This is a genomic window from Micromonospora sp. C81, from assembly GCF_018070425.1.
Lineage (GTDB): Bacteria > Actinomycetota > Actinomycetes > Mycobacteriales > Micromonosporaceae > Micromonospora > Micromonospora zamorensis.
On sequence record NZ_JAGPXS010000027.1, the window covers coordinates 63,623 to 85,211 of the forward strand.

Annotated in this window: 21 protein-coding genes and 1 riboswitch; of the genes, 3 read left to right on the forward strand and 18 right to left on the reverse strand. The window is 71.2% G+C overall.

The window, feature by feature from the left end; genetic code table 11:
- Positions 1 to 5 precede the first annotated feature (5 nt).
- From thiD to thiE, 6 genes are all read right to left on the reverse strand, one after another.
- A complete protein-coding gene (gene thiD, locus KBX46_RS30070; protein ID WP_210795336.1) occupies positions 6 to 791 on the reverse strand; it encodes a bifunctional hydroxymethylpyrimidine kinase/phosphomethylpyrimidine kinase in 786 nt (261 codons plus the stop codon).
- Positions 788 to 1,528 (reverse strand): thiamine phosphate synthase, encoded by a 741-nt coding sequence (locus tag KBX46_RS30075; RefSeq protein ID WP_210795337.1) that lies wholly within the window; start codon positions 1,526 to 1,528, stop codon positions 788 to 790. Before KBX46_RS30075 ends, thiD begins: the two co-directional genes overlap by 4 nt.
- Complete coding sequence (locus KBX46_RS30080) at positions 1,525 to 2,304, reverse strand: thiazole synthase (protein WP_210795339.1); 780 nt, start codon at positions 2,302 to 2,304, stop codon at positions 1,525 to 1,527. Before KBX46_RS30080 ends, KBX46_RS30075 begins: the two co-directional genes overlap by 4 nt.
- Positions 2,301 to 2,501, reverse strand: a complete 201-nt coding sequence (thiS, locus tag KBX46_RS30085) for a sulfur carrier protein ThiS (RefSeq protein ID WP_088950217.1) — start codon at positions 2,499 to 2,501, stop codon at positions 2,301 to 2,303. Before thiS ends, KBX46_RS30080 begins: the two co-directional genes overlap by 4 nt.
- On the reverse strand, positions 2,492 to 3,673 hold the full coding sequence (thiO, locus tag KBX46_RS30090) for a glycine oxidase ThiO (protein ID WP_210795340.1): 1,182 nt from the start codon (positions 3,671 to 3,673) through the stop codon (positions 2,492 to 2,494). The genes thiS and thiO overlap by 10 nt, the downstream gene beginning before the upstream one ends.
- Positions 3,667 to 4,293 carry a thiamine phosphate synthase gene (thiE, locus tag KBX46_RS30095; protein WP_210795342.1) on the reverse strand — a complete coding sequence of 209 codons (627 nt, stop codon included), beginning with the start codon at positions 4,291 to 4,293 and terminating at the stop codon, positions 3,667 to 3,669. Before thiE ends, thiO begins: the two co-directional genes overlap by 7 nt.
- Positions 4,288 to 4,397, reverse strand: a riboswitch (TPP riboswitch). Its footprint overlaps the gene before it by 6 nt.
- A gap of 291 nt (positions 4,398 to 4,688) precedes the next feature.
- Here thiE and KBX46_RS30100 point away from each other — a divergent pair.
- Both KBX46_RS30100 and KBX46_RS30105 read left to right on the forward strand, forming a co-directional pair.
- Positions 4,689 to 10,520 carry a ThuA domain-containing protein gene (locus tag KBX46_RS30100; RefSeq protein ID WP_210795344.1) on the forward strand — a complete coding sequence of 1,944 codons (5,832 nt, stop codon included), beginning with the start codon at positions 4,689 to 4,691 and terminating at the stop codon, positions 10,518 to 10,520.
- A gap of 65 nt (positions 10,521 to 10,585) precedes the next feature.
- Entirely contained in the window at positions 10,586 to 11,131 is a 546-nt protein-coding gene (locus KBX46_RS30105; RefSeq protein ID WP_247668408.1) for a hypothetical protein, read from the forward strand.
- Positions 11,132 to 11,229: 98 nt separating this feature from the next.
- Here the strand turns inward: KBX46_RS30105 and KBX46_RS30110 are convergent, their stop codons facing one another.
- The 4 genes from KBX46_RS30110 to KBX46_RS30125 are packed head-to-tail and all read right to left on the reverse strand — an operon-like array spanning position 11,230 to position 15,353.
- Positions 11,230 to 12,192: an aldo/keto reductase gene (locus KBX46_RS30110; protein WP_210795345.1), complete on the reverse strand. Its 963-nt coding sequence runs from the start codon at positions 12,190 to 12,192 to the stop codon at positions 11,230 to 11,232.
- Between the two features lie 37 nt (positions 12,193 to 12,229).
- The gene (locus tag KBX46_RS30115; RefSeq protein WP_210795347.1) at positions 12,230 to 13,030 is read right to left on the reverse strand and encodes a nucleotidyltransferase domain-containing protein; all 801 of its coding nucleotides are present in this window, start codon (positions 13,028 to 13,030) and stop codon (positions 12,230 to 12,232) included.
- Positions 13,027 to 14,706, reverse strand: a complete 1,680-nt coding sequence (locus KBX46_RS30120; RefSeq protein ID WP_179781023.1) for an ABC-F family ATP-binding cassette domain-containing protein — start codon at positions 14,704 to 14,706, stop codon at positions 13,027 to 13,029. The genes KBX46_RS30115 and KBX46_RS30120 overlap by 4 nt, the downstream gene beginning before the upstream one ends.
- A gap of 41 nt (positions 14,707 to 14,747) precedes the next feature.
- Positions 14,748 to 15,353, reverse strand: coding sequence for a class I SAM-dependent methyltransferase (locus KBX46_RS30125; RefSeq protein WP_088950222.1), 606 nt, complete (start codon positions 15,351 to 15,353; stop codon positions 14,748 to 14,750).
- A gap of 103 nt (positions 15,354 to 15,456) precedes the next feature.
- Here KBX46_RS30125 and KBX46_RS30130 point away from each other — a divergent pair, with 103 nt between their 5' ends.
- On the forward strand, positions 15,457 to 16,539 hold the full coding sequence (locus KBX46_RS30130; protein ID WP_247668409.1) for a hypothetical protein: 1,083 nt from the start codon (positions 15,457 to 15,459) through the stop codon (positions 16,537 to 16,539).
- 18 nt (positions 16,540 to 16,557) lie between these two features.
- On the opposite strand, the gene truA is transcribed toward KBX46_RS30130, so the two are convergent.
- The 8 genes from truA to infA form a co-directional block, all read right to left on the reverse strand.
- Positions 16,558 to 17,388: a tRNA pseudouridine(38-40) synthase TruA gene (gene truA, locus KBX46_RS30135; protein ID WP_210795352.1), complete on the reverse strand. Its 831-nt coding sequence runs from the start codon at positions 17,386 to 17,388 to the stop codon at positions 16,558 to 16,560.
- Between the two features lie 67 nt (positions 17,389 to 17,455).
- Positions 17,456 to 18,013: a 50S ribosomal protein L17 gene (gene rplQ / locus KBX46_RS30140; protein ID WP_088950225.1), complete on the reverse strand. Its 558-nt coding sequence runs from the start codon at positions 18,011 to 18,013 to the stop codon at positions 17,456 to 17,458.
- Between the two features lie 33 nt (positions 18,014 to 18,046).
- Positions 18,047 to 19,069, reverse strand: a complete 1,023-nt coding sequence (locus tag KBX46_RS30145) for a DNA-directed RNA polymerase subunit alpha (RefSeq protein ID WP_007465227.1) — start codon at positions 19,067 to 19,069, stop codon at positions 18,047 to 18,049.
- Between the two features lie 100 nt (positions 19,070 to 19,169).
- A complete protein-coding gene (gene rpsD, locus KBX46_RS30150) occupies positions 19,170 to 19,796 on the reverse strand; it encodes a 30S ribosomal protein S4 (protein ID WP_030489600.1) in 627 nt (208 codons plus the stop codon).
- Between the two features lie 13 nt (positions 19,797 to 19,809).
- On the reverse strand, positions 19,810 to 20,217 hold the full coding sequence (rpsK, locus tag KBX46_RS30155; protein WP_030329919.1) for a 30S ribosomal protein S11: 408 nt from the start codon (positions 20,215 to 20,217) through the stop codon (positions 19,810 to 19,812).
- A gap of 87 nt (positions 20,218 to 20,304) precedes the next feature.
- On the reverse strand, positions 20,305 to 20,685 hold the full coding sequence (gene rpsM, locus KBX46_RS30160) for a 30S ribosomal protein S13 (protein WP_088950226.1): 381 nt from the start codon (positions 20,683 to 20,685) through the stop codon (positions 20,305 to 20,307).
- Positions 20,686 to 20,952: 267 nt separating this feature from the next.
- Entirely contained in the window at positions 20,953 to 21,066 is a 114-nt protein-coding gene (rpmJ, locus tag KBX46_RS30165) for a 50S ribosomal protein L36 (RefSeq protein WP_088952025.1), read from the reverse strand.
- Positions 21,067 to 21,157: 91 nt separating this feature from the next.
- The gene (infA, locus tag KBX46_RS30170; RefSeq protein WP_007073013.1) at positions 21,158 to 21,379 is read right to left on the reverse strand and encodes a translation initiation factor IF-1; all 222 of its coding nucleotides are present in this window, start codon (positions 21,377 to 21,379) and stop codon (positions 21,158 to 21,160) included.
- Positions 21,380 to 21,589 lie beyond the last annotated feature (210 nt).

The window sequence follows — 21,589 nt, forward strand, 5'->3', positions numbered from 1 at the left end:
GGTGATCAAGCGGACCAGCCGAAGTGGTTCAGCGGTCCGCGCCCCGCGCCCAGCTCCCAACCCCGCGCGCCGGTCAGCGCCCGGAGCACGTACTCCTTGGCGGCACCCACCGCCGCCGGCACCGGATCACCCAGCGCGAGCCGCACGGCGATCGCCGCCGAGAACGAACACCCGGTCCCGTGGGTGTGCCGGGTCGTCACCCGGGGGGCGCGCAGCAGCGTGGTGACACCGCCGCCGTGCAGCACGTCGACCGCCTCGCCGCCGTCCAGATCACCCCCGGTGACCACGACGTGGTCGGGGCCGCCGGCCGCGAGCGCCTCGGCGGCCACGACCATCCCGGCCACGTCGTCCACCGGGCGTCCGGTGATGGCCGCGGCCTCCGCGCAGTTCGGCGTCGCCACAGTGGCGTACGGGAGCAGCCGCTCGACCGCGCCCACCACGCCGAGCCGGTGGCCGCTGGTGGCGACGAGCACCGGGTCGACGACGAGTTGGGGCAGCCGGCCGGCACGTGCGGCCTCCGCCACCACGTCGGCGACCGCCGGGGTGCCGAGCATCCCCGTCTTGACCGCCGAGATGGTGAAGTCGGCGAGCACGCTGTCCAACTGCTCGGTGACCGTGCGCGGAGGCAATGGCAGGACGGCGTCGACGCCTCGGGTGTTCTGTGCGGTGACCGCCGTGATGACGCTGGTGCCGTACGCGCCCAGCGCGGCGAAGACCTTCAGGTCGGCCTGGATGCCCGCGCCGCCGCCGGAGTCTGAGCCTGCGATGGTGAGGATGGTGTGCGGGGTCACTTCTCCTCCTTGGTTGCGGTTGGGGGCTGCGGCCGACCGTGCCCACTCCGGGCGGTCAGGCTTGATCCCTGCGTGGGCACGGTCGGCCGCAGCCCTGACGTGGAGACCTGGGTGACCCCGCGCCGGGTTTGGGTCAGCACAGGGGTGACCGCCTCTTGGAAGGCTCTGGTCAGGGTTGCGGCTGTTTGGGTGGGGTCTTTTGCTCGCATGAGTGCGCCCAGTACGGCTACTCCGGTGGCTCCCGCCTTGACGCAGGCGGTTACCTGTTCTGGGGTTTCCACTCCGCCCAGCGCCAGGACCGGCACGTTGCTGGTCCTGATCAGCTTTCGCAGGCCGTCCGGTCCCAGGGGTGGGCCGTAGCCCGGTTTTGTCTTCGTGGGCCAGACCGGGGAGACCGTCGCGTAGTGCTCGGTGGTCAGGCGGTTCAGCTCGGCTTCGTTGTGGCAGGAGCGGCCGACCAGGCTGTGGGTCGGCGGCGGGTACGGGCCCGCGGCGGGCAGGTGCACGGCGGCGCCGCCGAGCGGGTCGGGGCCGGCCACGACGAGCGTTCCGCCGACGTCGGCGAGGATCGCGCGCAGCTCGACGGCTAGGGCAGTGCGCTCGGGGCGGGGCAGGTCCTTCTCCCGCAGCACCACCCAGCGCACTCCCCCGGCCACGGCTCCCGCCACGACCCGGTCGAGCCCGCCCCGCGCGACGAGCCGGTCGGTCAACAGGACAACACCGGACGGCGGGGTCACAGGTCCGGTCTTCCCTCGTCGGGTGTGGAGGGCAGCGCGTGGAAGCGCCGGGCGATCCGGCCGGCGCCTGCCGCCAGCCGGCCCGCCTCGACCGCGTACCGCATCGCGGTCGCCATCGCCACCGGGTCCTCGGCTCGGGTCACGGCGCTGGCCAGCAGCACCGCGTCGCAGCCCAGCTCCATGGCCAGGGCCGCGTCGGAGGCGGTGCCGATGCCCGCGTCGAGGATCACCGGCACGTCCACCCCCTGCCGGATGAGCCGGATGTGGTGGGGGTTGCCGATGCCGAGCCCGGAGCCGATCGGGGAACCGGCCGGCATCACCGCGGCGCAGCCCACGTCGGCGAGCCGGCGGGCGAGCACCGGATCGTCGCTGGTGTACGGCAGGACGGTGAAGCCGTCGGCCACCAGCTCCTCGGCGGCGCGGAGCAGTTCGACCCCGTCGGGCAGAAGCGTCCGCTCGTCGCCGATCACCTCCAGCTTGACCCAGTCGGTGTCGAACGCGTCCCGGGCCAGCCGGGCCACCTTCACCGCCTCGGTCGCGGTGTGGCAGCCGGCGGTGTTCGGCAGCAGTCGCACCCCGCACCGGTCCAGCAGCTCCAGCAGCCCACCGGTGGAGCCCGGCGCGGTGCCCACCCGGCGCAGCGCCAGCGTGACCAGCTCGGTGCCGGACGCCCGGATCGCCTGTTCCAGCACGTGCAGGTTCGCGGCGCCGCCGGTGCCGAGGATCAACCGCGAGGTGAACGTCTCCCCACCCAGCTCGAACGTCACGCTGCTCACCCGCCCTGCGCCGCGGTGAGGACCTCGACCCGGTCGCCGTCACGCAGCACAGTGGCCGGCCAGCCGGCCCGGGGCACGACCTCGCCGTTGACCGCGACCGCCACCCCCCGCTGTTCGGGCACGACGTCACGCACCAGGTCGGCCACCGACGCGCCACCGGGGACGCTGCGTCCGGCCCCGTTCACGGTCAACTCCACCGGTCCCCCTCCATCGTCGGTTCAGGTCCACCCGTCGCGGCCGGTGTGCGACCGGCCGATCCGGCACCGACGAACCGTTCGGGTCCGAAGGGCGCGAGCAGCGGGTTGGGCACGCCGTCGAGCACCAGCTCGGTGATCAGGTCGGCGGTGATCGGGGTGAGCACGATGCCGTGCCGGTGGTGCCCGGTGGCGGCCAGCACGTCCGGCCGGTCGGGCAGCGGCCCGAGGATCGGCGCGTTGTCCGGCGTGCCCGGGCGCAGCCCGGCGACCGCCTCGACCAGGTCGTACTCGGCCAGCTCGGGCAGCAGGTCGACTCCGGCGCGGAGCAGGCGCTGCACCGCACCGGCGGTGACAGTGGTGTCCGCCCGTTCCTCGACCGTCGCGCCGAGCACGACCTCGCCGTCGGCGCGGGGCACCAGGTAGACGGGTTCGCCGTCGGCGTACCCCCGGATCACGTGCCGGAAGCCCGGCGCGACGCCGTCGGGCGCGCGGAGCCGGAGGATCTGGCCCTTCACCGGCCGGACGGGCAGGCCAGTGAGGGCGGCGGCCCCGCAGCCGGCGGCGACAACGGTGACCGCAGCATCCACATCGGACAGACGCGCGACCGCCTGCGGCACGAGCACCGCTCCGGCCCGCTGGGCGGCCGTGCGCAGTGCCGGCACCAGCCGCCGGGGGTCCACCTGGTGGTCGGTGGGCGCGAGCGCGCCGCCGCGCAGCCGTGGTGCGAGCGCCGGCTCGCGGTCGCGCAGCTCGCTGGGGCGCAGTGGGGTCACCGGCAGGCCCAACCCCTGCTGGTACGCCCAGAGTCGGCGCGCCTCGGCCAGGTCGTCGCCGGTCAGCCCGACCATCAGGGTGCCCTCGGTCCGGTAGCCGATCCCGGTGCCGCTCGCCGCGGTCAGCTCGGCGGCGAACGCCGGCCAGCGGGCGGCGGACGCCAGCAGCAGCCCGGTCAGCTGCCGCTCACCGAAGTACGTCTCGGCGACCGGCGAGAGCATGCCGGCGGCCACCGCCGACGCCCCCGAGCCGGGCTCCGGATCGTGCACCACCACGCGCAGCCCTCGGGCGGCGCAGCGCCAGGCGATCGCCAGCCCGATCGGCCCCGCCCCCACCACCGCGACGTCCGGCCGGGCCCGCTCACTCGATCGCGCTGACTCCGACCGGCCGGTCAGCACGCCAGTGCCTCGATCAGCTCGGCGGTCGCCCGCGCCGGGTCGGCGGCAGCCGAGACCGCCCCGACGACCGCCACCCCGTACGCCCCGGCGGCCCGCAGCTCCGGCACCCGCTCGGCGGTCACGCCGCCGATCGCGATGACCGGCACGTCGACGGCGTCGACGACGGCACGTACGCCCACGGGCCCAATCGGGTCCGGCAGGCCGGACTTGGTGCTGGTGGTGTGGCACGGCCCGACGCCCAGGTAGCTGGCTCCCGCCGCGACCGCCGCGGTCGCTGTTCCTGGCGCACGGGCGGTGGCGCCCAGCACGCCGGCCGGGCCGAGCACCCGACGTGCGGCGGCGACCGGCAGGTCGTCTGCCCCGACGTGCCCACCGGCGGCACCGACCGCCAGCGCCACGTGCAGCCGGTCGTTGACCAGGCAGGTCGCCCCGTACGGCACGCAGAGCGCCAGCACCCGCTGGGCCAGCTCGTACGTCTCGCGGTCGGTGGCGGAATCCTCGACCCGGACCTGCACCACCAGGTCGGCTCGGGCCACAGCGAGGGCGGCCCGGACCACGGTGAGCGGGTCTCGCCCGGGTCGGGTGTCGGTGATCAGATGCAGTCGCCCCAGGGACGGCACGGCAACGCTCCTCCCTGCGCCGGCATTATCCGGATCAGGTTCGACGGTCGGGGGCTGTCAGCCCCCCTCTCAGCCCGGTACACCGGGCTCCCGTGGGTTACTTGCGTGTCACCGTACGACAGATCCGCCGGTCTGCCAAGGCGGGTGTCGACGGGCCGGAATGGCGGATTAGGTTGGGCGCTTCATCCCGGTCCTATTCGGAATGTCGCCCCCCGTTGCAGAACCGTTACCTGCCGGCATCTTGCCGGACATTGAGCCAGCCGAATTAATTTGTTCAGCGATTCGACAAAATGTTGGCGGGGGCACCGTGACGCGGTGTCACCACCGGCTCCATCTGGGAGGGTCTTCGGCGAGCCGGCTCCCGCGATCCCTGTCACTACGACATAGGAGGCGGCGTGTCCCGTTCTCGTCGTGCCCGCGTACCCATCACCGCAACCCTGATCTCCCTGGCCATGGCCTCGACCACCCTGTTCGGCACGCCCGCCCAGGCGGCCGCCCAGGTCCCCCCACGGGATGCGAAAGCCGCAGCCCCGGTCAGCCAGGTGGTGCCGAAGGCGCCAAAGGCCGCCGCCGATCCCTTCTCCGTCCTCGTCTTCTCCAAGACCGCCGGCTTCCGGCACGACTCCATCCCCACCGGCATCGCTGCTATCCAACAGCTCGGTGTGGCCAACGGATTCACAGTGGACAACTCCGAGGACGGCGCCGCATTCAACGACGCCAACCTCGCGAAGTACAAGGCGGTGATCTGGCTCTCCACCACCGGTGACGTGCTCGACGCCGAGCAGCAGGCGGCGTTCGAGCGCTACGTGAAGGCGGGCGGCGGCTACGTCGGCATCCACGCCGCGTCGGACACCGAGTACAGCTGGGCCTGGTACGGCGACCTGGTCGGCGCGTACTTCGCCAACCACCCACAGAACCAGCAGGCCACGGTCAAGGTGGAGGACCACGCCCACCCGTCGACCGCCGGGCTGCCGGACCGATGGTCCCGGTTCGACGAGTGGTACAACTACCAGACCAACCCCCGGCCGGACGTGCACGTGCTCGCCAGCCTGGACGAGAAGAGCTACACCGCGGGCGCCGGTGCCATGGGCGCCGACCACCCGATCGCCTGGTGTCAGGACTTCGACGGCGGCCGATCCTGGTACACCGGGGGCGGCCACACCCGGGAGTCGTACGCCGAGCCCGAGTTCCTGTCCCACCTGCTCGGCGGCATCCGGACCGCGGCCGGTGTCGAGAACGCCGACTGCGGCGCCTCGAAGACCTCGAACTTCGAGAAGGTCGCGCTGGACAGCAACACCAGCAACCCGATGGAGCTGGACATCGCCCCGGACGGGCGCGTCTTCTACATCGAGCGCGACGGTCGCGTGCAGATCGTCAAGCCGGACACCGGCAGCACCGTCACCGCCGTCGACCTGGACGTCTTCACCGGCAACGAGGACGGCCTGATCGGCATCCGGCTCGACCCGGACTTCGCCACCAACAAGTGGGTATATCTCTACTACGCCCCGAACGACGGGGTCACCCGCAACCTGCTGTCCCGCTTCACGGTCACCGGCGACACCATCGACCCAGCCAGCGAGAAGCAGGTGCTGCGGGTCGACACCCAGCGCAACACCTGCTGCCACGCTGGCGGCAGCATGGCCTTCGACAGCGCCGGCAACCTCTACCTGGCCACCGGTGACAACACCAACCCGTTCGAGTCGAGCGCGTACTCGCCGCTCGACGAGCGGCCGGGCCGCCAGGACTACGACTCGCAGCGCACCTCGGCCAACACCAACGACCTGCGCGGCAAGGTGATCCGGATCCACCCGGAGGACGAGGGCACGTACACCGTCCCGACGGGCAACCTCTTCGCGCCGGGCACTGAGAAGACCCGCCCCGAGATCTACGCGATGGGCTTCCGCAACCCGTTCCGGATCGGCACCGACCCGAAGACCGACACCCTGTACGTCGGGGACTACGGGCCGGACGCCAACGCGAACAACCCGGACCGGGGCCCCCGGGGCTTGGTCGAGTGGAACGTCGTGACCCCTGGCAACTACGGCTGGCCGTACTGCACCGGGACGAACGAGGCGTACAACGACTACACGTTCCCGTCCGGCCCGAGCGGCCCGAAGTTCGACTGCGCCGCGCCGGTGAACAACTCGCCCAACAACACGGGCCTGACCAACCTCCCGCCGGTCGTCCCGGCCACCGTCGACTACGGCTACGCCGGTGACGCGCGCTACCCGGAAATCGGCGGCGGTGGCGCCCCGATGGGCGGCCCGGCCTACCGCTACGACGCGGACCTCAACTCCAACCGCAAGTGGCCGGCGTACTACGACGGCAAGGCTCTGCTCGGCGAGTGGAACCAGAACAAGATGTACACCATGCAGGTGACCCCCGACGGCAAGTCGTTGGTGGACATCAATCAGCTGCTCACCGGCATGAAGATGGTCCGGCCGATGGACTTCGAGTTCGGTCCGGACGGCGCGCTCTATCTGATCGAGTGGGGCACCGGGTTCGGCGGCAACAACGACGACTCCGGCATCTACCGGATCGACTACACCGCCGGTGACCGCGCACCGATCGCCGCGGCGTCCGCCAACCCGACCTCGGGCCCGGCGCCGCTGACTGTCACCTTCTCCAGCGCCGGCTCCCGGGACCCGGACGGCGGCGCGCTCACCTACTCGTGGACCTTCGGCGACGGGCAGACCTCGACCGAGGCCAACCCGACACACACGTACGCGACGGCCGGCAGCTACACCGCCCAGCTCACCGTGACCAACCCGAAGGGCCGTACCGCGGTGGCCAACGTGCCGATCACCGTGGGCAACACCGCACCGACGGTGAGCATCGATTTCCCGCCGGACGGTGGCTTCTTCAACTGGGGTGACCAGGTCCGCTACACGGTCAAGGTGACCGACCCCGAGGACGGGCAGATCGACTGTGACCGGGTGAACCTCCAGGTGCTGCTCGGTCACGACGAGCACGCCCACCCGCTGGAGCAGCACACCGGGTGCACCGGCACGGTCCAGACGTCGCTCGCCTCCGGGCACGGCGCCGAGGCGAACGTCTTCGCTGTCTTCGAGGCCACCTACACCGACGAAGGTGGTGCCGGCGGCGCGGGCGCGCTCACCGGCCGGGACATCGAGATCCTGCAGCCCAAGCAGAAGCAGGCCGAGTACTTCACGGCCACCGGACGGGTGCCGGGCGGCACCGGCGGCGGAGACGCCGGCGTGCAACGAGAGGCCGGCGCCGACACCGCCGGTGGCGGCCAGAGCATCGCGTTCATCGAGGACGGCGACTGGTGGTCGGTCGTCCCGGCGGACCTGACGAACATCACCGAGATCCGGTTCCGGGCCGCCTCGGCCGCCGCCGGCGGTCGGATCGAGGTCCACGCGGGCGCCGTCGACGGACCGGTCGTGGCCACGGCCACCGTTCCGACGACCGGCGCGTGGCAGACGTACACGGACGTGAGCGCGCCGGTGACCGGTGCCGCGAGCGGCTCGCTGTACTTCGTGGCCCGCGATCCGAACGGCGGAACGGGTTCGCTGTTCAACGTCAACTGGATGGACTTCGTCGGCCGCGGCGTCACCGAGAACGCGCCGCCGGTGGTCACCGCCACCGCGACCCCGGCCACCGGCACCGTGCCGGTCACCGTCGAGTTCGACGGCACGGCCACCGACGCCGAGGGCGACACCCCGCTGACGTACGCCTGGGACTTCGGTGACGGAGGCTCGGCGACCACAGTGGACGCCAGCCACACCTACACCAACGCGGGCACCTTCACGGCCACCCTCACGGTGACCGACAGCAAGGGCGCCAGGTCGTACGCGACGGTGCCGGTGCGGGTCGACGCTCCGGACACGTCCTGCTTCGGGGCGCGTTCGGACGACTTCAACGGCAACAGCCTCGACAAGGAGCGCTGGACCAGCGTGGTCCGGGAGAACCAGCTCTACTCGCTCAGCGGCGGCGCGCTGCGGCTGCCCACGGCGGTGGGCGACCTCTACGGCGCTCGCAACGACGCCACCAACCTGGTGCTCCAGGCGGCTCCGACCGGCGCCTGGGAGATGACCACCAAGGTCACGCTGCCGGTGACGGCGAACTACCAGCAGGCTGGCGTGCTGGTGTACGGCGACGACGACAACTACGCCAAGCTGGACCTGCTGTACAACGGCAGCCGGCGGGTGGAGTTCATCCGGGAGACGGCCGGTACGCCTCGCAACGAGGCCGCCGACAGTGCCGCCGCACCGGCGGGTGACACCGTGTACCTGCGGATCACCAGCGACGGGACGAACCTGACCGCCGCCGCCTCGGGCGACGGGCAGACCTTCACCCCGGTCGGCCAGTCGGCAGCGCTCGCCGGCATCACCAACCCGCGGATCGGGGTCTTCGCGCTCAACGGAGGCACCGAGGCGCCCGTGGTCGACGCCGCGTTCGACTCGTTCCAGGTCACGCCGGACGCCCCGGCCGGCCCGGTCGACCCGTCGGACGAGTTCACCGGTTCCACGTTGGACAAGTGCCGCTGGGACGCCATCACGCGGGAGGACCCGAACGGTTACCGGGTCACCGATGGCGCGCTGCGGATCGACGTGCCCAACGGTGACATCTACGGCACCGACAACACCGGGCCGAAGAACTTCATCCTCCAGACCGCGCCGTCCGGCGACTGGACCCTGGAGACGAAGGTCGACGGCAGTCTGCTGAACGAGCAGTACCAGCAGGCCGGTCTGCTCGTGCAGGCCGACGACGACAACTACCTGAAGTTGGACTTCATCGCGGACAACCAGGCCGGCCAGGCGGTGACGCGGCGGATCGAGTTCCGCAGCGAGATCGCCGGGACAGTGCAGAACCCGCAGCCGGAGGCGGCCAGCCTCACCTCGGCGGTGTGGCACCTGCGGCTGGCCCGCACCGGTGACACGTTCACCGCGTCGTACTCGGCCGACGGGACGACCTGGACCGCGTTGGAGGCGCTGACGAACAGCGCGGTGGGTGCCACCCCGAAGGTCGGGTTGTTCACCCTCGGCGCCAACCAGACCGCCTCGAAGACCGCCGCGTTCGACTACTTCCGGTTGAGCACGAAGGTCGCCGACGAGACCGCGCCGGTCACCACGGCGACGGTGTCCGGCACCCCGACCGAGGGGTGGCACACGGGGCCGGTGACGGTGACCCTCACCGCCGCCGACGAGGCCGGCGGTAGCGGGCTCGCCAGCACCGAGTACCAGTTGGACGGTGCCACCACCTGGACGGCCTACACCGCTCCGGTGGCGGTCAGCGGGGACGGCGAGCACGAGCTGCGGTTCCGCTCGACCGACCAGGCGGGCAACGTGGAGTCGACGAAGACCGTCACGGTCAAGATCGACACCACCGCGCCGGTCACCACGGCGACATTCGCTCCGGCGAACGACGCCGGCTGGCACAACGGGACGATCCCGGTCGTGCTGGCCTCGACCGACGCCGGTTCCGGCGTCAAGACGGTGGAGTGGTCCCTGGACGGTGGCACCTGGACGCCGTACACGACGCCGGTCGAGGTGACCGGTGACGGCCAGCACGAGCTGCTGTTCCGCTCGACCGACAAGGCGGGCAACGCCGAGACGCTCAAGTCGGCGGTGCTGCGCATCGACGGCACGAAGCCGACGCTGCTGGTGTCCGGGATCGCCGACGGCCAGCTCTACGGTGACAGCCAGGACGTTCGGGTGTCCTGGCAGGCCGTCGACCCGACCTCGGGCATCGCGTCCGTGGTCGGCCAGCTGGACGGCAGGGCGTACGCCAGCGGCACTCTGCAGGCCATGTACGAGCTGCCGCTCGGCCTGCACGAGCTGACCGTGACCGCGACCGACAAGGCGGGCAACCAGACCACCTCTGCGGTCCGGTTCTTCGTCACCACCTCGTTCCGGGACATGCAGGGCCTGCTGGACCGGTTCAAGGCGACGGGTCGACTCTCGGCCAAGGCGCACAAGCAGTTGACGGCGAAGCTGGACGCGGCCCGTCAGGCCGAGGCGGCCGGCAACGACAACAAGGCGATCAAGCAGTTGACCGCCTTCCGCGCGCTGGCCGCCGACGCCACACTGGTGGCCGAGGCGGAGATCCGGGACGTCCTGATCCGGGACGCCGACGCCATGATCGTCCGGCTCGGCGGCGCGGCCAGCAAGGCCGGGGTGAAGGCGAACGACGGCGCTCCGATCAAGGGCACCGGACGCCTGGGTGAGGATGCCACCCGGCTCGCACCCGGTCGCCAGCTCTGATCCGACGAGGCCCCTCCCCGACGTCACGACGTCGGGGAGGGGCCTCCCTCGTAGGTAGTGAGGAGATGTCCGTGACGGGTATCCGCAAGGTGTTGGCCGCCGTTCTCGTCGGGCTGGCCCTGACCCTGTTCTCCGCTGCCCCGGCGGCCGCTCAGGCCGACAAGCTCAAACTGACGGTGGCCGGTGACGGGGCTGAGGGTGTCACCATCCAGGCCGTCTACGCCGACGGCCGCCGGCTGGACCGGGTGGTGCGGTTGGTCCTCACCGCCACCGGCCCGGACGGGCAGAAGGTCGGGCCGGTGCAACTGGAGCCACAGCCCGAGGGGCAGGGCTTCTACAGCAGCGGCCCGGTGCTCTCCACCGGCACGTGGAAGGTGACGGTGAGCTCCCCCGCTCCGCTCAAGAGCGAGGCCACCGCCACGGTGCAGGCCCGGGCAGCACAGTCACCACCGGTGCCCGCACCGGTCGCGGTGACCAGAACGACTGACGGAGACCGCGGGGCGGGTGCCGGCTGGTGGCCGTTCGCGGCGGCCGGCCTCGTGCTCGTCGCCGCGGCAATGGGGGTGGCCATGCTCTTCGGCCGCCGCCGCACCGGTACGCAGAACGACTGATCGACTCGACATCCTTGAAGTCGGGGCTTCCCGGACCGCAGGACGCCCCGACTTCAAGGAACGCGAGTGGATCACGCGCCGGCGGTCGCCCTCCGCGCTCAGAGGATGGCGCGCAGCGCCGTCAGATCCTCGTCGCTGGGTTCCCAGGTGCCGGCGGCGGCGTTGGCCACCACCTGCTCGGGCGTGGTGGCACCGGCGATCACCGAGGTCACCGCCGGCTGGGCGGCCAGCCCACCGATCGCCACCTGCAGCATCGTCAGACCCCGCTCGGCCGCGTACGCCTCGATCGCCTCGATGGTGTCCCAGTCGGCTGCGGCGAGCCGTTCCGCGTACCGGCCACCGCCGGAGAGTCGGCTGCCGGCCGGCGGCTGACCCGAGCGCTTGTACTTGCCGGTGAGCAGCCCGTTGGCGAGCGGGAAGAACGGCAGCATGCCGAGGCCGAACCGCTCGCAGGCCGGGATGACCTCGGTCTCCACCGAGCGCTCCAGCAGGCTGTAGTGGTTCTGGGCGCTGATGAAGCGGGCCCGACCGTTGGACGACGCGACCCAGTCCGCGTCGGCGATCTGCCAGCCGGCGAAGTTGGAGTTGCCCAGGTAACGCACCTTGCCGTCGCGGACCAGGTCGTCCAGGGCGGCGAGGGTCTCGTCGATCGGGGTGCCCGGGTCGGGCTCGTGCATCTGGTAGAGGTCGATGTGGTCGGTGCCGAGCCGACGCAGCGACGCCTCCACGGCACGGGCGATGTAGCGCCGCGAACCCCGGGCACCGAAGTCCGGCCCGTTGAGGCCGTTCATGTCCATGCCGAACTTGGTGGCCACCACCACGTCGTCCCGGCGCCCCTTGAGCGCCTGCCCGAGCAGTTCCTCGGAGCCGCCCTGCGGTTCGCCGTAGATGTCGGCGGTGTCGAAGAGGTTGATGCCGGCGTCCAGGGCGGCGTCCACCACCGCGCGCGTGCCGTCGAGGTCGAGCTTCCGGCCAAAGTTGTTGCAGCCGATGCCGACCACGGACACCACGAGCCCGGAGTCGCCCAACCGGCGATAGGTCATCTCAGTCACGAGATCCACCCTATGCCCGCTGGCTGCGGTCCACCTCGGCGGCGGCTCAGCCGACCACCTCGGTGACCAGCTCGCGGGCAGCACCGATGGTGGCGGCCAACTCGGCGGGGCTGTGGCCGACGGCGCCGAGCAGTGCCTGCGCCCGCTGCTCGAAGTGCGGCGGTGCCCCGGGCAGCCGCCCTGCGGCGGCGATCATCCCCTTCTCGTTGACCAGCCACCGGCCCGCTCGGGCGTGCAGCACCTGGGCGAGCACCCCTACCACCCGAAACAGGCAGCCGGCGACGTACCCGCTGTCCCCTCCGGCGCTGGCCTTGGCCGCGCCGGCCAGCAGAAACCCTGCCTCCCAGCCGCTCGCCACCAGGGCATCGGCCAGTGCGGGCGGATACTCCCCGGCCTGCTCCTTCAACCGGGCCAGCTCGCCGGTCGGATCCGCGAGCACCTGACACAGCGCCACCTCACCGACATAGGCCGACGAGTAGAACCCGAGCGGGTGCCCGGCCTGCACCCCGACCTCGAACCGCCCGGTCCGGCAGTCCGTCCAGACCCGGTGCACCCGGTCGAGGTCCCGGTAGATCCAGTCCACGGCGACCCCGCCGATCCGCAGCCAACCACCGCCGTCGACCCAGGGGCCCCATCCACCCGGGGCGGTGAGCGCGACGTCGGCGTCGTCGGCAACCGTCACGGCGACCGCGCGCAGCGCGGGGACGTCCAGCTCGCCCCGGTAGTACAGACCCAGATCCCAGTCCGAGTCCGGGCGCTGCTCGCCACGTGCCCGGCTACCACCGAGCGCCACGGCGACCACCCCCTCGACGGCGCAGAGCCGGTCGGGCAGGTCGGCGGGGATCACCCGACGTCCCAGACCGGCTCCGGAGTCTCCACCACCTCGTTGTCACCCCGGAACAGCACGAACCGGTCGAAGGACCGGGTGAACCAGCGGTCGTGGGTGACCGCGATCACCGTCCCGTCGAACGCGTTCAGACCCGCCTCCAGTGCTTCCGCGCTGGCCAGGTCGAGGTTGTCGGTGGGTTCGTCGAGCAGCAGCAGGGTCGCCCCGGACAGCTCCAGCAGCAGCACCAGGAACCGGGCCTGCTGCCCACCGGAGAGCGTGCCGAAGCGCTGGTCGCCCTGCGCGGCCAACTCGTAGCGGCTGAGCACCCCCATCGCCGCGTGCCGGTCCATCCCGGTGCGATGCTCGTCACCCCGCCAGAGGATCTCGACCAGCGTCTTCGACATCAGCTCCGGCCGGTCGTGGGTCTGGGAGAAGTGACCGGGTCGGACCCGGGCACCGAGGCGGGCCGTGCCGTCGTGCGCCACCGGGGCGAGCGCGCCCGCCCCGTCGACCGGCCCGTTCGCCGGGTCGGGGTCGGTGCCGCCCCGGGCCAGCAACCGCAGGAAGTGCGACTTGCCACTGCCGTTGGCACCGAGCACCGCCACCCGGTCGCCGTACCAGATCTCCAGGTCGAAGGGGAAGGTCAGGCCGTCGAGCTCAAGCTGCTCGCAGATGACCGCGCGCTTGCCGGTCCGCCCGCCGCTCAGCCGCATCCGGATGTCCTGGTCCTTCGGCGGTACGGGCGGCGGCCCGGCCTCCTCGAACTTGCGCAGCCTGGTCTGCGCGGCCTGGTAGCGCGAGGCCAACCCGTCGTTGTACGCGGCCTTCTGCTTGTACATCAGCATCAGCTCGCGAAGCTTCTGGTGCTCCTCGTCCCAGCGACGACGCAGCTCGTCGAGGCGGGCGTGCCGGGCCACCCGGGCGGAGTGCCAACTGGCGAAGCCACCCGGGTGCACCCAGGCGCTGCCACCCTCGACGGCGACCACCCGGTCGGCGCTCTGGGCCAGCAGCTCGCGGTCGTGCGACACGTAGAGCACCGACTTGGTCGACTCGCGCAGTCGCGCCTCCAGCCAGCGTTTGCCGGGCACGTCGAGGAAGTTGTCCGGCTCGTCGAGCAGCAGCACCTCGTCCGGGCCGCGCAGCAGCAGCTCCAACGCGAAGCGCTTCTGCTGGCCACCGGAGAGGGTGCGCACCGGCCGGTCCCGCACGGTGTCCCAGGGCAGGCCGAGCACGATTGTCGCGACGGTGTCGAAGAGCACCTCGGCGTCGTACCCGCCGGCCTCGCCCCAGGCGCCGAGCGCGTCGGCGTACGCCAACTGGGCCTTGCCCGCGGCGTTGCTGAACTTGCCGTGGGCCTCGGCCGCCCGCATGGCCGTCTCGGTCTCGCCGAGCCGGCGGCCGGCGTCGCGCAGCGCGGGCGGGGCCAGCGACAGGGCGAGGTCGGCGAGCGTCGACTCGTCCCCGATCATGCCGATGAACTGGCGCATGACGCCCAGCCCACCGGCGCGCGCGACGACGCCACTCCGCACCGGCAGGTCACCGGCGACCATCCGCAGCAGCGTCGTCTTCCCCGCGCCGTTCGGGCCGACCAGGGCGACCTTGGCGCCCTCCCCGACCCGGAACGACACGTCGGCGAAGAGTTCCCTACCGTCGGGCAGGATGTGCCCGACCCCTGCCACGTCCACGTATCCCACGCGGGGATCCTGCCCCAGCGAGGGGCGGAGGGTATATCCAATTACCGGGTGACTCGCAGCACCCGGAAGCCCTTCTGGCTGGCGTGCCGCTCCACCTGCCAGCTCTGCTCGGTGAGCCAGCGTTGCAGCGAGTCGCCGCCGAGGTGCCGGGCGACGACCAGCCAGCCGACACCGTCCGGCGCGAGGCGGGGCAGCCACCGCAGCAGCAGGTCGTGCAGCCCGTCCTTACCGATCCGAATGGGAGGGTTGGACCAGATCTGGGCGAACGAGACGTCGGCCGGCACGTCGTCCGGCGCGCTGACCCGGACCCGGTCGCCGGCGCCGATCCGGACCGCGTTGGCGGCGGTCAGCTCGCGGGCGCGGGCGTTGACGTCGACGGCCCAGACGGTGCTCGCGGGCGCGAGGTCGGCCAGCACGCAGCTGATCGGCCCGAATCCGCAGCCCAGGTCGAGCAGGTCGCCGCTGGTGTCGGCTGCGGGCAGCTCGGCCTTGCGCAGCAGGACCGCCGTGCCCGGGTCGAGCCGGCTGGCGGAGAAGACCCCGCCGGCCGAGGCGAGCCGGTAGTCGCGGTCGGCGACGGAGAACTCGATCTCGCGCGCCGGGGCGTCGCTGGCAGGCTGCGCGGTGAAGTAGTGGTCGCCGGTCACGCCGGCAATTCTCGCACCGGCCCGGGCCGGCCATGACACGGCCTACGCACACATTTCCTGGATATTATCCCCAAAAGGGACAATGGCTCTTACTCTGGGCGACATGGTGTATCGGTACGAGTCCGATGAGGACGCTTTCGAGGAGTACCCGGAGCCCGGGTCCGACCTGTCGGTGCTCGGCGCCGGTCCGCCCCCGCCCGCCGGGCCCTCTCCGTCGCGCTTCCCCACGCCGTCGCTGCCGCGAGCGAACCAGCTCTCGCTGCCGTCGTCGTCGCCACCCCCGCCACCACCGCCACGGCCGGCTCGTGCCGAGACGCCGCCCGCCACGCCCCGCGGCCACGTCTACAGCTCCGCGTCGCCGATCGAGCCATCAGCCCGACGCGGCGGCGGCCGACTGTGGCAGGTGCTGATCGGCGGCGCAGCCGTCCTGGTGCTGCTCGCCCTCTGCGGCCTGGGCGCCGCCGCGCTGCTCGACAACCGCGACCAGCAACCGCAGGCCACCCCGACGTTCCAGCCGAACGCCGCCCCGACGTCCGCCGCGGCGCAACGGCTCACCCTGGACTCCCGGGACACCGACCAGGCCCCGCTCACCGCCAAGGAACTCTTCCCCGGCAAGGATTTGAAGCTCAACGACGGCCAGCCGAGCTACGAGGTCGTCAAGACCCAGTCCAGCGCCAGCTGTGCCGTCGCCGCCACCGGCGAGGTCGCCGACCTGCTGGTCCGACTCGGCTGCAACCAGATCGTCCGGGCCACGCTGCGGACACCCGACGGGGACCACCTGGTCACCGCCGGCCTGTTCAACCTCACCGACAAGGTCAGCGCGGAACGGGCCCGGGACCGGATCCGGCCGCTGCTCGACGAACGGCAGGGCCGGTTCCGTGGCCTCACCGCCGGCGAGGGCGACGGCACCGACGTGCTGGCCAGCGCCCCGGCGCGGGTGGGCTGGCAGGTCCGGGGCCACTACCTGGCGTACGCGCTGGTGGTCCAGAAGGACGGTGCGGCGATCAAGGCAGGAGACGCCAAGGTCGGCGAGATCCTGTTCGACATGATCGAGCTGCACCTCAGCCGGGGGGTGCTGCAACAGCGGGCCGACGGTGGCAGCGCCGGACAGCCGACGGCGGCGCCGACCGGCAGCAGCGGAACCCAGGGTGGCAGCACCGACGACGGCGAACTGCCGGGCAACTGACCGGCACGCCGTCGACGGTCAGCCCTCGACCGGGACCCGCAGCCGGCGGGTGAGGTCGGCGCGGCGGGCGTAGTCCGCCGGGTCGGCCGGGTAGCCGACCGCGACGAGGGTCAACCCGCGCGCCGGGGCCACTGTCACCTCACTGGAGCGAACCTCACTGGTGAGCAGGCTGCCCGGCCACTCGACCGGGCGGCGGCCGTCGCCCGCGACCAGCATCGCCCCCACCAGGCTGCGCACCATCGCCTGGCAGAACGCGTCGGCCTGCACGGTGGCCACCAGGATGCCGTCCGGGTCGCGACGCCAGTCCAGCCGGGTCACCTCGCGCAGTGTGGTCGCGTTCTCCTTGCGCCGGCAGTACGCGGCGAAGTCGTGTTCACCGACCAGACCGCTCGCCGCGGCGTTCAGCGCGGCCAGGTCCAGGGGCTTGGGCCAGGCCAGCACCTCGTGCCGCCGCAGCGGCTCCGCACCGAAGGGCGCGTCGGTGACCCGGTACTCGTAGCGCCGGAAGGTGGCCGAGAACCGGGCGTCGAAGTCGGACGGCACCGCGGTCATCGCCCGTACGCGTACGTCGGTGGGGAGCAGGCGGGCCAGCCGACGCAGCAGCCGCCCCTCGTGCTCCCGCCACACGTCGACGGGCAGGTCCAGGTGGCACACCTGCCCGGTGGCGTGCACTCCCGCGTCGGTCCGCCCGGCCACCGTCAGCCCGGTGGCCGTACCGGCGCCGAGGACGAGGTCCAGGGTCTCGACCAGCACCCCCGCGACGGTGCGCCGGGTCGGCTGGGCGGCCCAGCCGGAGAAGCCCGTGCCGTCGTACGAGACGTCCAGCCGCAGCCGGATCCGCTCGTCCACCTCGTACCTCCTGTCATGGGTCGGGCCCGACACCCCGATGGGGTGCCGGGCCCGACGTTGCCCTTGATCAGGCCTTGTTCTCGGTGGCCTCGTCGCTGTCCTCGCGGGCGGCGTCGGTGTCACCGGACGCCGACACCGGCGCCTCGGAGTCCTGGTCGGCCGGGGCCGACTTCGGGGTCTCGTCGGCCGGGGCGAGCGCCTCGACCTTGTCCTGCTGCGCGGCCTTGCGGGCGGCGGTCTTCTTGTTCGCCTTCGGCTCGGCGACCTGAAGCTCCTCCACCAGCTCGATGATGGCCATCGGCGCGTTGTCACCCTTGCGCGGACCGGTCTTCACGATCCGGGTGTAACCGCCGGGGCGGTTGGAGTACCGGGGCGCGATCTGGTCGAACAGGGCGTAGACCACGTCCTTGTCCTTGACGACACCCAGCACCCGCCGCCGCGAGGCGAGGTCACCGCGCTTGGCCTTGGTGATGAGCTGCTCGGCCAGCGGACGCAGCCGCCGAGCCTTCGTCTCGGTGGTCTGGATCTTGCCGTGCTGGAACAGCGCGGTCGCCAGGTTGGCGAGCATCAGCCGCTCGTGCGAGGGGCTGCCGCCGAGGCGGGGGCCCTTGGTGGGCGTGGGCATTTTGGTGCTCCTCAGTTGTGGCGGCAGCGCGGACTAGAGCTGCTCGGTCTCGCGGTAGTCGTCGGTGTCGTAGTCGGCCTCGCCGAAGGTGTCCACGACGTGCGCCGGGTCGAAGTTCGGAGCCGAGTCCTTCAGCCCGAGACCCATCCCGGCGAGCTTCATCTTGACCTCGTCGATCGACTTCTGCCCGAAGTTGCGGATGTCGAGGAGGTCGGCCTCGGTACGCCCGATGAGCTCACCAACGGAGTTGATGCCCTCGCGCTTGAGGCAGTTGTAGGAGCGGACGGTGAGGTCCAGCTCCTCGATCGGCAGTGCGAGGTCCGCCGCCAGCTGGGCGTCCTGCGGGGACGGCCCGATGTCGATGCCCTCGGCGGTCTCGTCCAGCTCCCGGGCCAGCCCGAACAGCTCGACCAGCGTCGAACCGGCGGAGGCCAGCGCGGTACGCGGACCCATCGACGGCTTGGTCTCGACGTCGATGATCAGCCGGTCGAAGTCGGTGCGCTGCTCGACACGGGTCGCCTCGACGCGGTAGGTCACCTTCAGCACCGGCGAGTAGATCGAGTCGACCGGGATGCGGCCGATCTCGGCGCCGGACTGCTTGTTCTGCGCCGCCGTCACGTAGCCCCGGCCCCGCTCGACGGTCAGCTCCATGTCGAGCCGGCCCTTGCCGTTGAGGGTGGCGAGCTTGAGATCCGGGTTGTGCACCGAGACGCCGGCCGGCGGCTGGATGTCCCCCGCGGTCACGTCGCCCGGGCCCTGCTTGCGCAGGTACATGCTGACCGGCTCGTCGTGCTCGGAGCTGACGCACAGCTCCTTGATGTTCATGACGAGCTCGACCACGTCCTCCTTGACACCGGGGATCGTGGTGAACTCGTGCAGCACGCCGTCGATCTTGATCGAGGTGACGGCCGCGCCCGGGATCGACGACAGCAGCGTGCGCCGCAGCGAGTTGCCCAGGGTGTAGCCGAAGCCCGGCTCCAGCGGCTCGATGGCGAACCGGGACCGGGTCTCGTTGATCGACTCCTCGGACAGGGAGGGTCGCTGGCTGATGAGCATCTTTTCTCTTCTCTTCCGGGGCGCCCGCTATTTGACGCCCACGACACAAACTGTTCCGGTGGCCCGCCCCCGGGAGGGCGGGCCACCGAACGAGCTCGGACTACTTGGAGTAGAGCTCGACGATCAGCTGTTCCTGGACCTGCGTGTCGATGACCTGCCGGGCCGGGAGGGAGTGCACGAGCACCTTCATCTGGCTCGGGATGGCCTCAAGCCACGCCGGAACCGTCTTCGAGCCGGCCTGAGCCTGCGCGACGATGAACGGGGTGAGCTCCTTGCTCTTGCCCCGAACCTCGATGATGTCGTGCTCCTTGACGCGGTACGACGGGATGTCGACCTTCTTGCCGTTCACCGTGAAGTGACCGTGCTTGACCAGCTGGCGGGCCATGTCCCGCGAGTGGGCGTAGCCGGCCCGGTAAACGACGTTGTCCAGCCGCGACTCGAGGATCTGCAGGAGGACCTCACCGGTCTTGGCCTGCTTGCCAACGGCTTCCTCGTAGTAACCGCGGAACTGCTTCTCCAGCACGCCGTAGACACGACGGGCCTTCTGCTTCTCGCGGAGCTGGAGCAGGTACTCCGTCTCCTTCGTGCGGCCGCGGCCGTGCTGCCCGGGCGGGAACGGCCGGGACTCGAACGGGCACTTCGGACCATCGCACTTGCTGCCCTTGAGGAACAGCTTCATCTTCTCCCGCCGGCAACGGCGGCAGTCTGCACCGGTGTAACGAGCCATCTCTCTCTACCTCTCAGACCCGGCGACGCTTCGGCGGACGGCACCCGTTGTGCGGCTGCGGGGTGACGTCGGCGATCTGCCCGACCTCGAGGCCCACGGCCTGCAGCGAACGGATGGCGGTTTCCCGGCCGGAGCCGGGGCCCTTGACGAACACGTCGACCTTGCGCATGCCGTGCTCCATGGCGCGACGCGCGGCAGCCTCGGCGGCCAGCTGCGCGGCGAACGGAGTCGACTTGCGGGAGCCCTTGAAGCCCACCTGGCCAGCGGAGGCCCAGGAGATGACCGCACCGGTCGGGTCCGTGATGGACACGATGGTGTTGTTGAACGTGCTCTTGATGTGCGCCTGCCCGTGGGCGACGTTCTTGCGTTCCTTGCGCCGGACCTTCTTGACAGCGGCTCCGGCACGAGCCTTCGGTGGCATAAGTCTGTGCGCTCCTAGTTGACTTTCCGGATTGGGTTGCGGCCTGACCCACCTCGGCGGCGGCCGACCCCGTCATCCGGTTAAGAACTACTTCTTGCCGGGCTTCTTCTTGCCGGCGACGGTCCGCTTCGGGCCCTTGCGGGTCCGTGCATTGGTCTTGGTCCGCTGGCCACGCACGGGCAGACCCCGGCGGTGCCGGATGCCGGCGTAGCAGCCGATCTCAACCTTGCGGCGGATGTCAGCGGCGACCTCGCGGCGCAGGTCGCCTTCAACCTTGTAGTTGCCCTCGATGTGGTCGCGGAGCTGCACGAGCTCCTCGTCCGTGAGGTCCCGAGCGCGCTTGTCCGGCGAGATGCCGGTAGCGGCGAGTGTCTCCTGGGCGCGGGTGCGACCGAGCCCGAAGATGTAGGTGAGCGCGATTTCCATCCGCTTCTCGCGGGGGAGATCCACGCCGACTAGACGTGCCATGTGCGGGCGTACTCCTCGTGATGTGTGGCGGAGGTGTGGACCCGTCCCATCCCGCTACCGACTGTCCCGTCCTTCCGACGCGGTGAGCGCCGGCGACCGGGAACGGTCGCTGCCCGAGCGGGCCCCGGCCTCCGACCGGGGGTCAGCCACGCAGGAGTACGTCTCGCGTACCGCTCGTGGCTGGGACGAGCATGTGTGATGTGTGTTTCGCTGAGGATCCGCCTGGACCAACGCCACCCGGCCGGTGTTACGGCCGGACGGGCTGAGTCAGCCCTGGCGCTGCTTGTGGCGCGGGTCGCTGCAGATGACCATGACCCGGCCGTGCCGGCGGATAACCCGGCACTTCTGGCAGATCCTCTTGACGCTCGGCTTGACCTTCACGGTTGCCTTACTTCCCATCTGGCCCGGGGACGCGCGTTGCACGACACCAGACGTCGAAGACGGACACGGGACTTCCCGGTCGTCGTCAGGACTACTTGTAGCGGTAGACGATGCGCCCGCGGGTCAGGTCGTACGGCGAAAGTTCGACGACGACCCGGTCCTCCGGAAGGATGCGGATGTAGTGCTGCCGCATCTTGCCGCTGATGTGAGCCAACACCTTGTGGCCGTTCGCGAGCTCCACCCGGAACATGGCGTTCGGCAGGGGCTCGATGACCCGACCCTCGATCTCAATGGCTCCGTCTTTTTTCGGCATGTCCTCCGCTGTCCTGACGTCGATTGCTCCGGGCGGCCCACAACGTCTTACACGGAAATCTGATCAAAATCAGAAGACCGCGCCAGCCGCGGCTCCAGGTCCCACCGAAGCGCAGGGTGGGCATGCCGGAGTGGACGCTGTGCGCCGATCTGAAAGTGTACGCCGGCCTGCACTCGCACGCCAAACCGGCCACCCACCCACCCCCGTCCC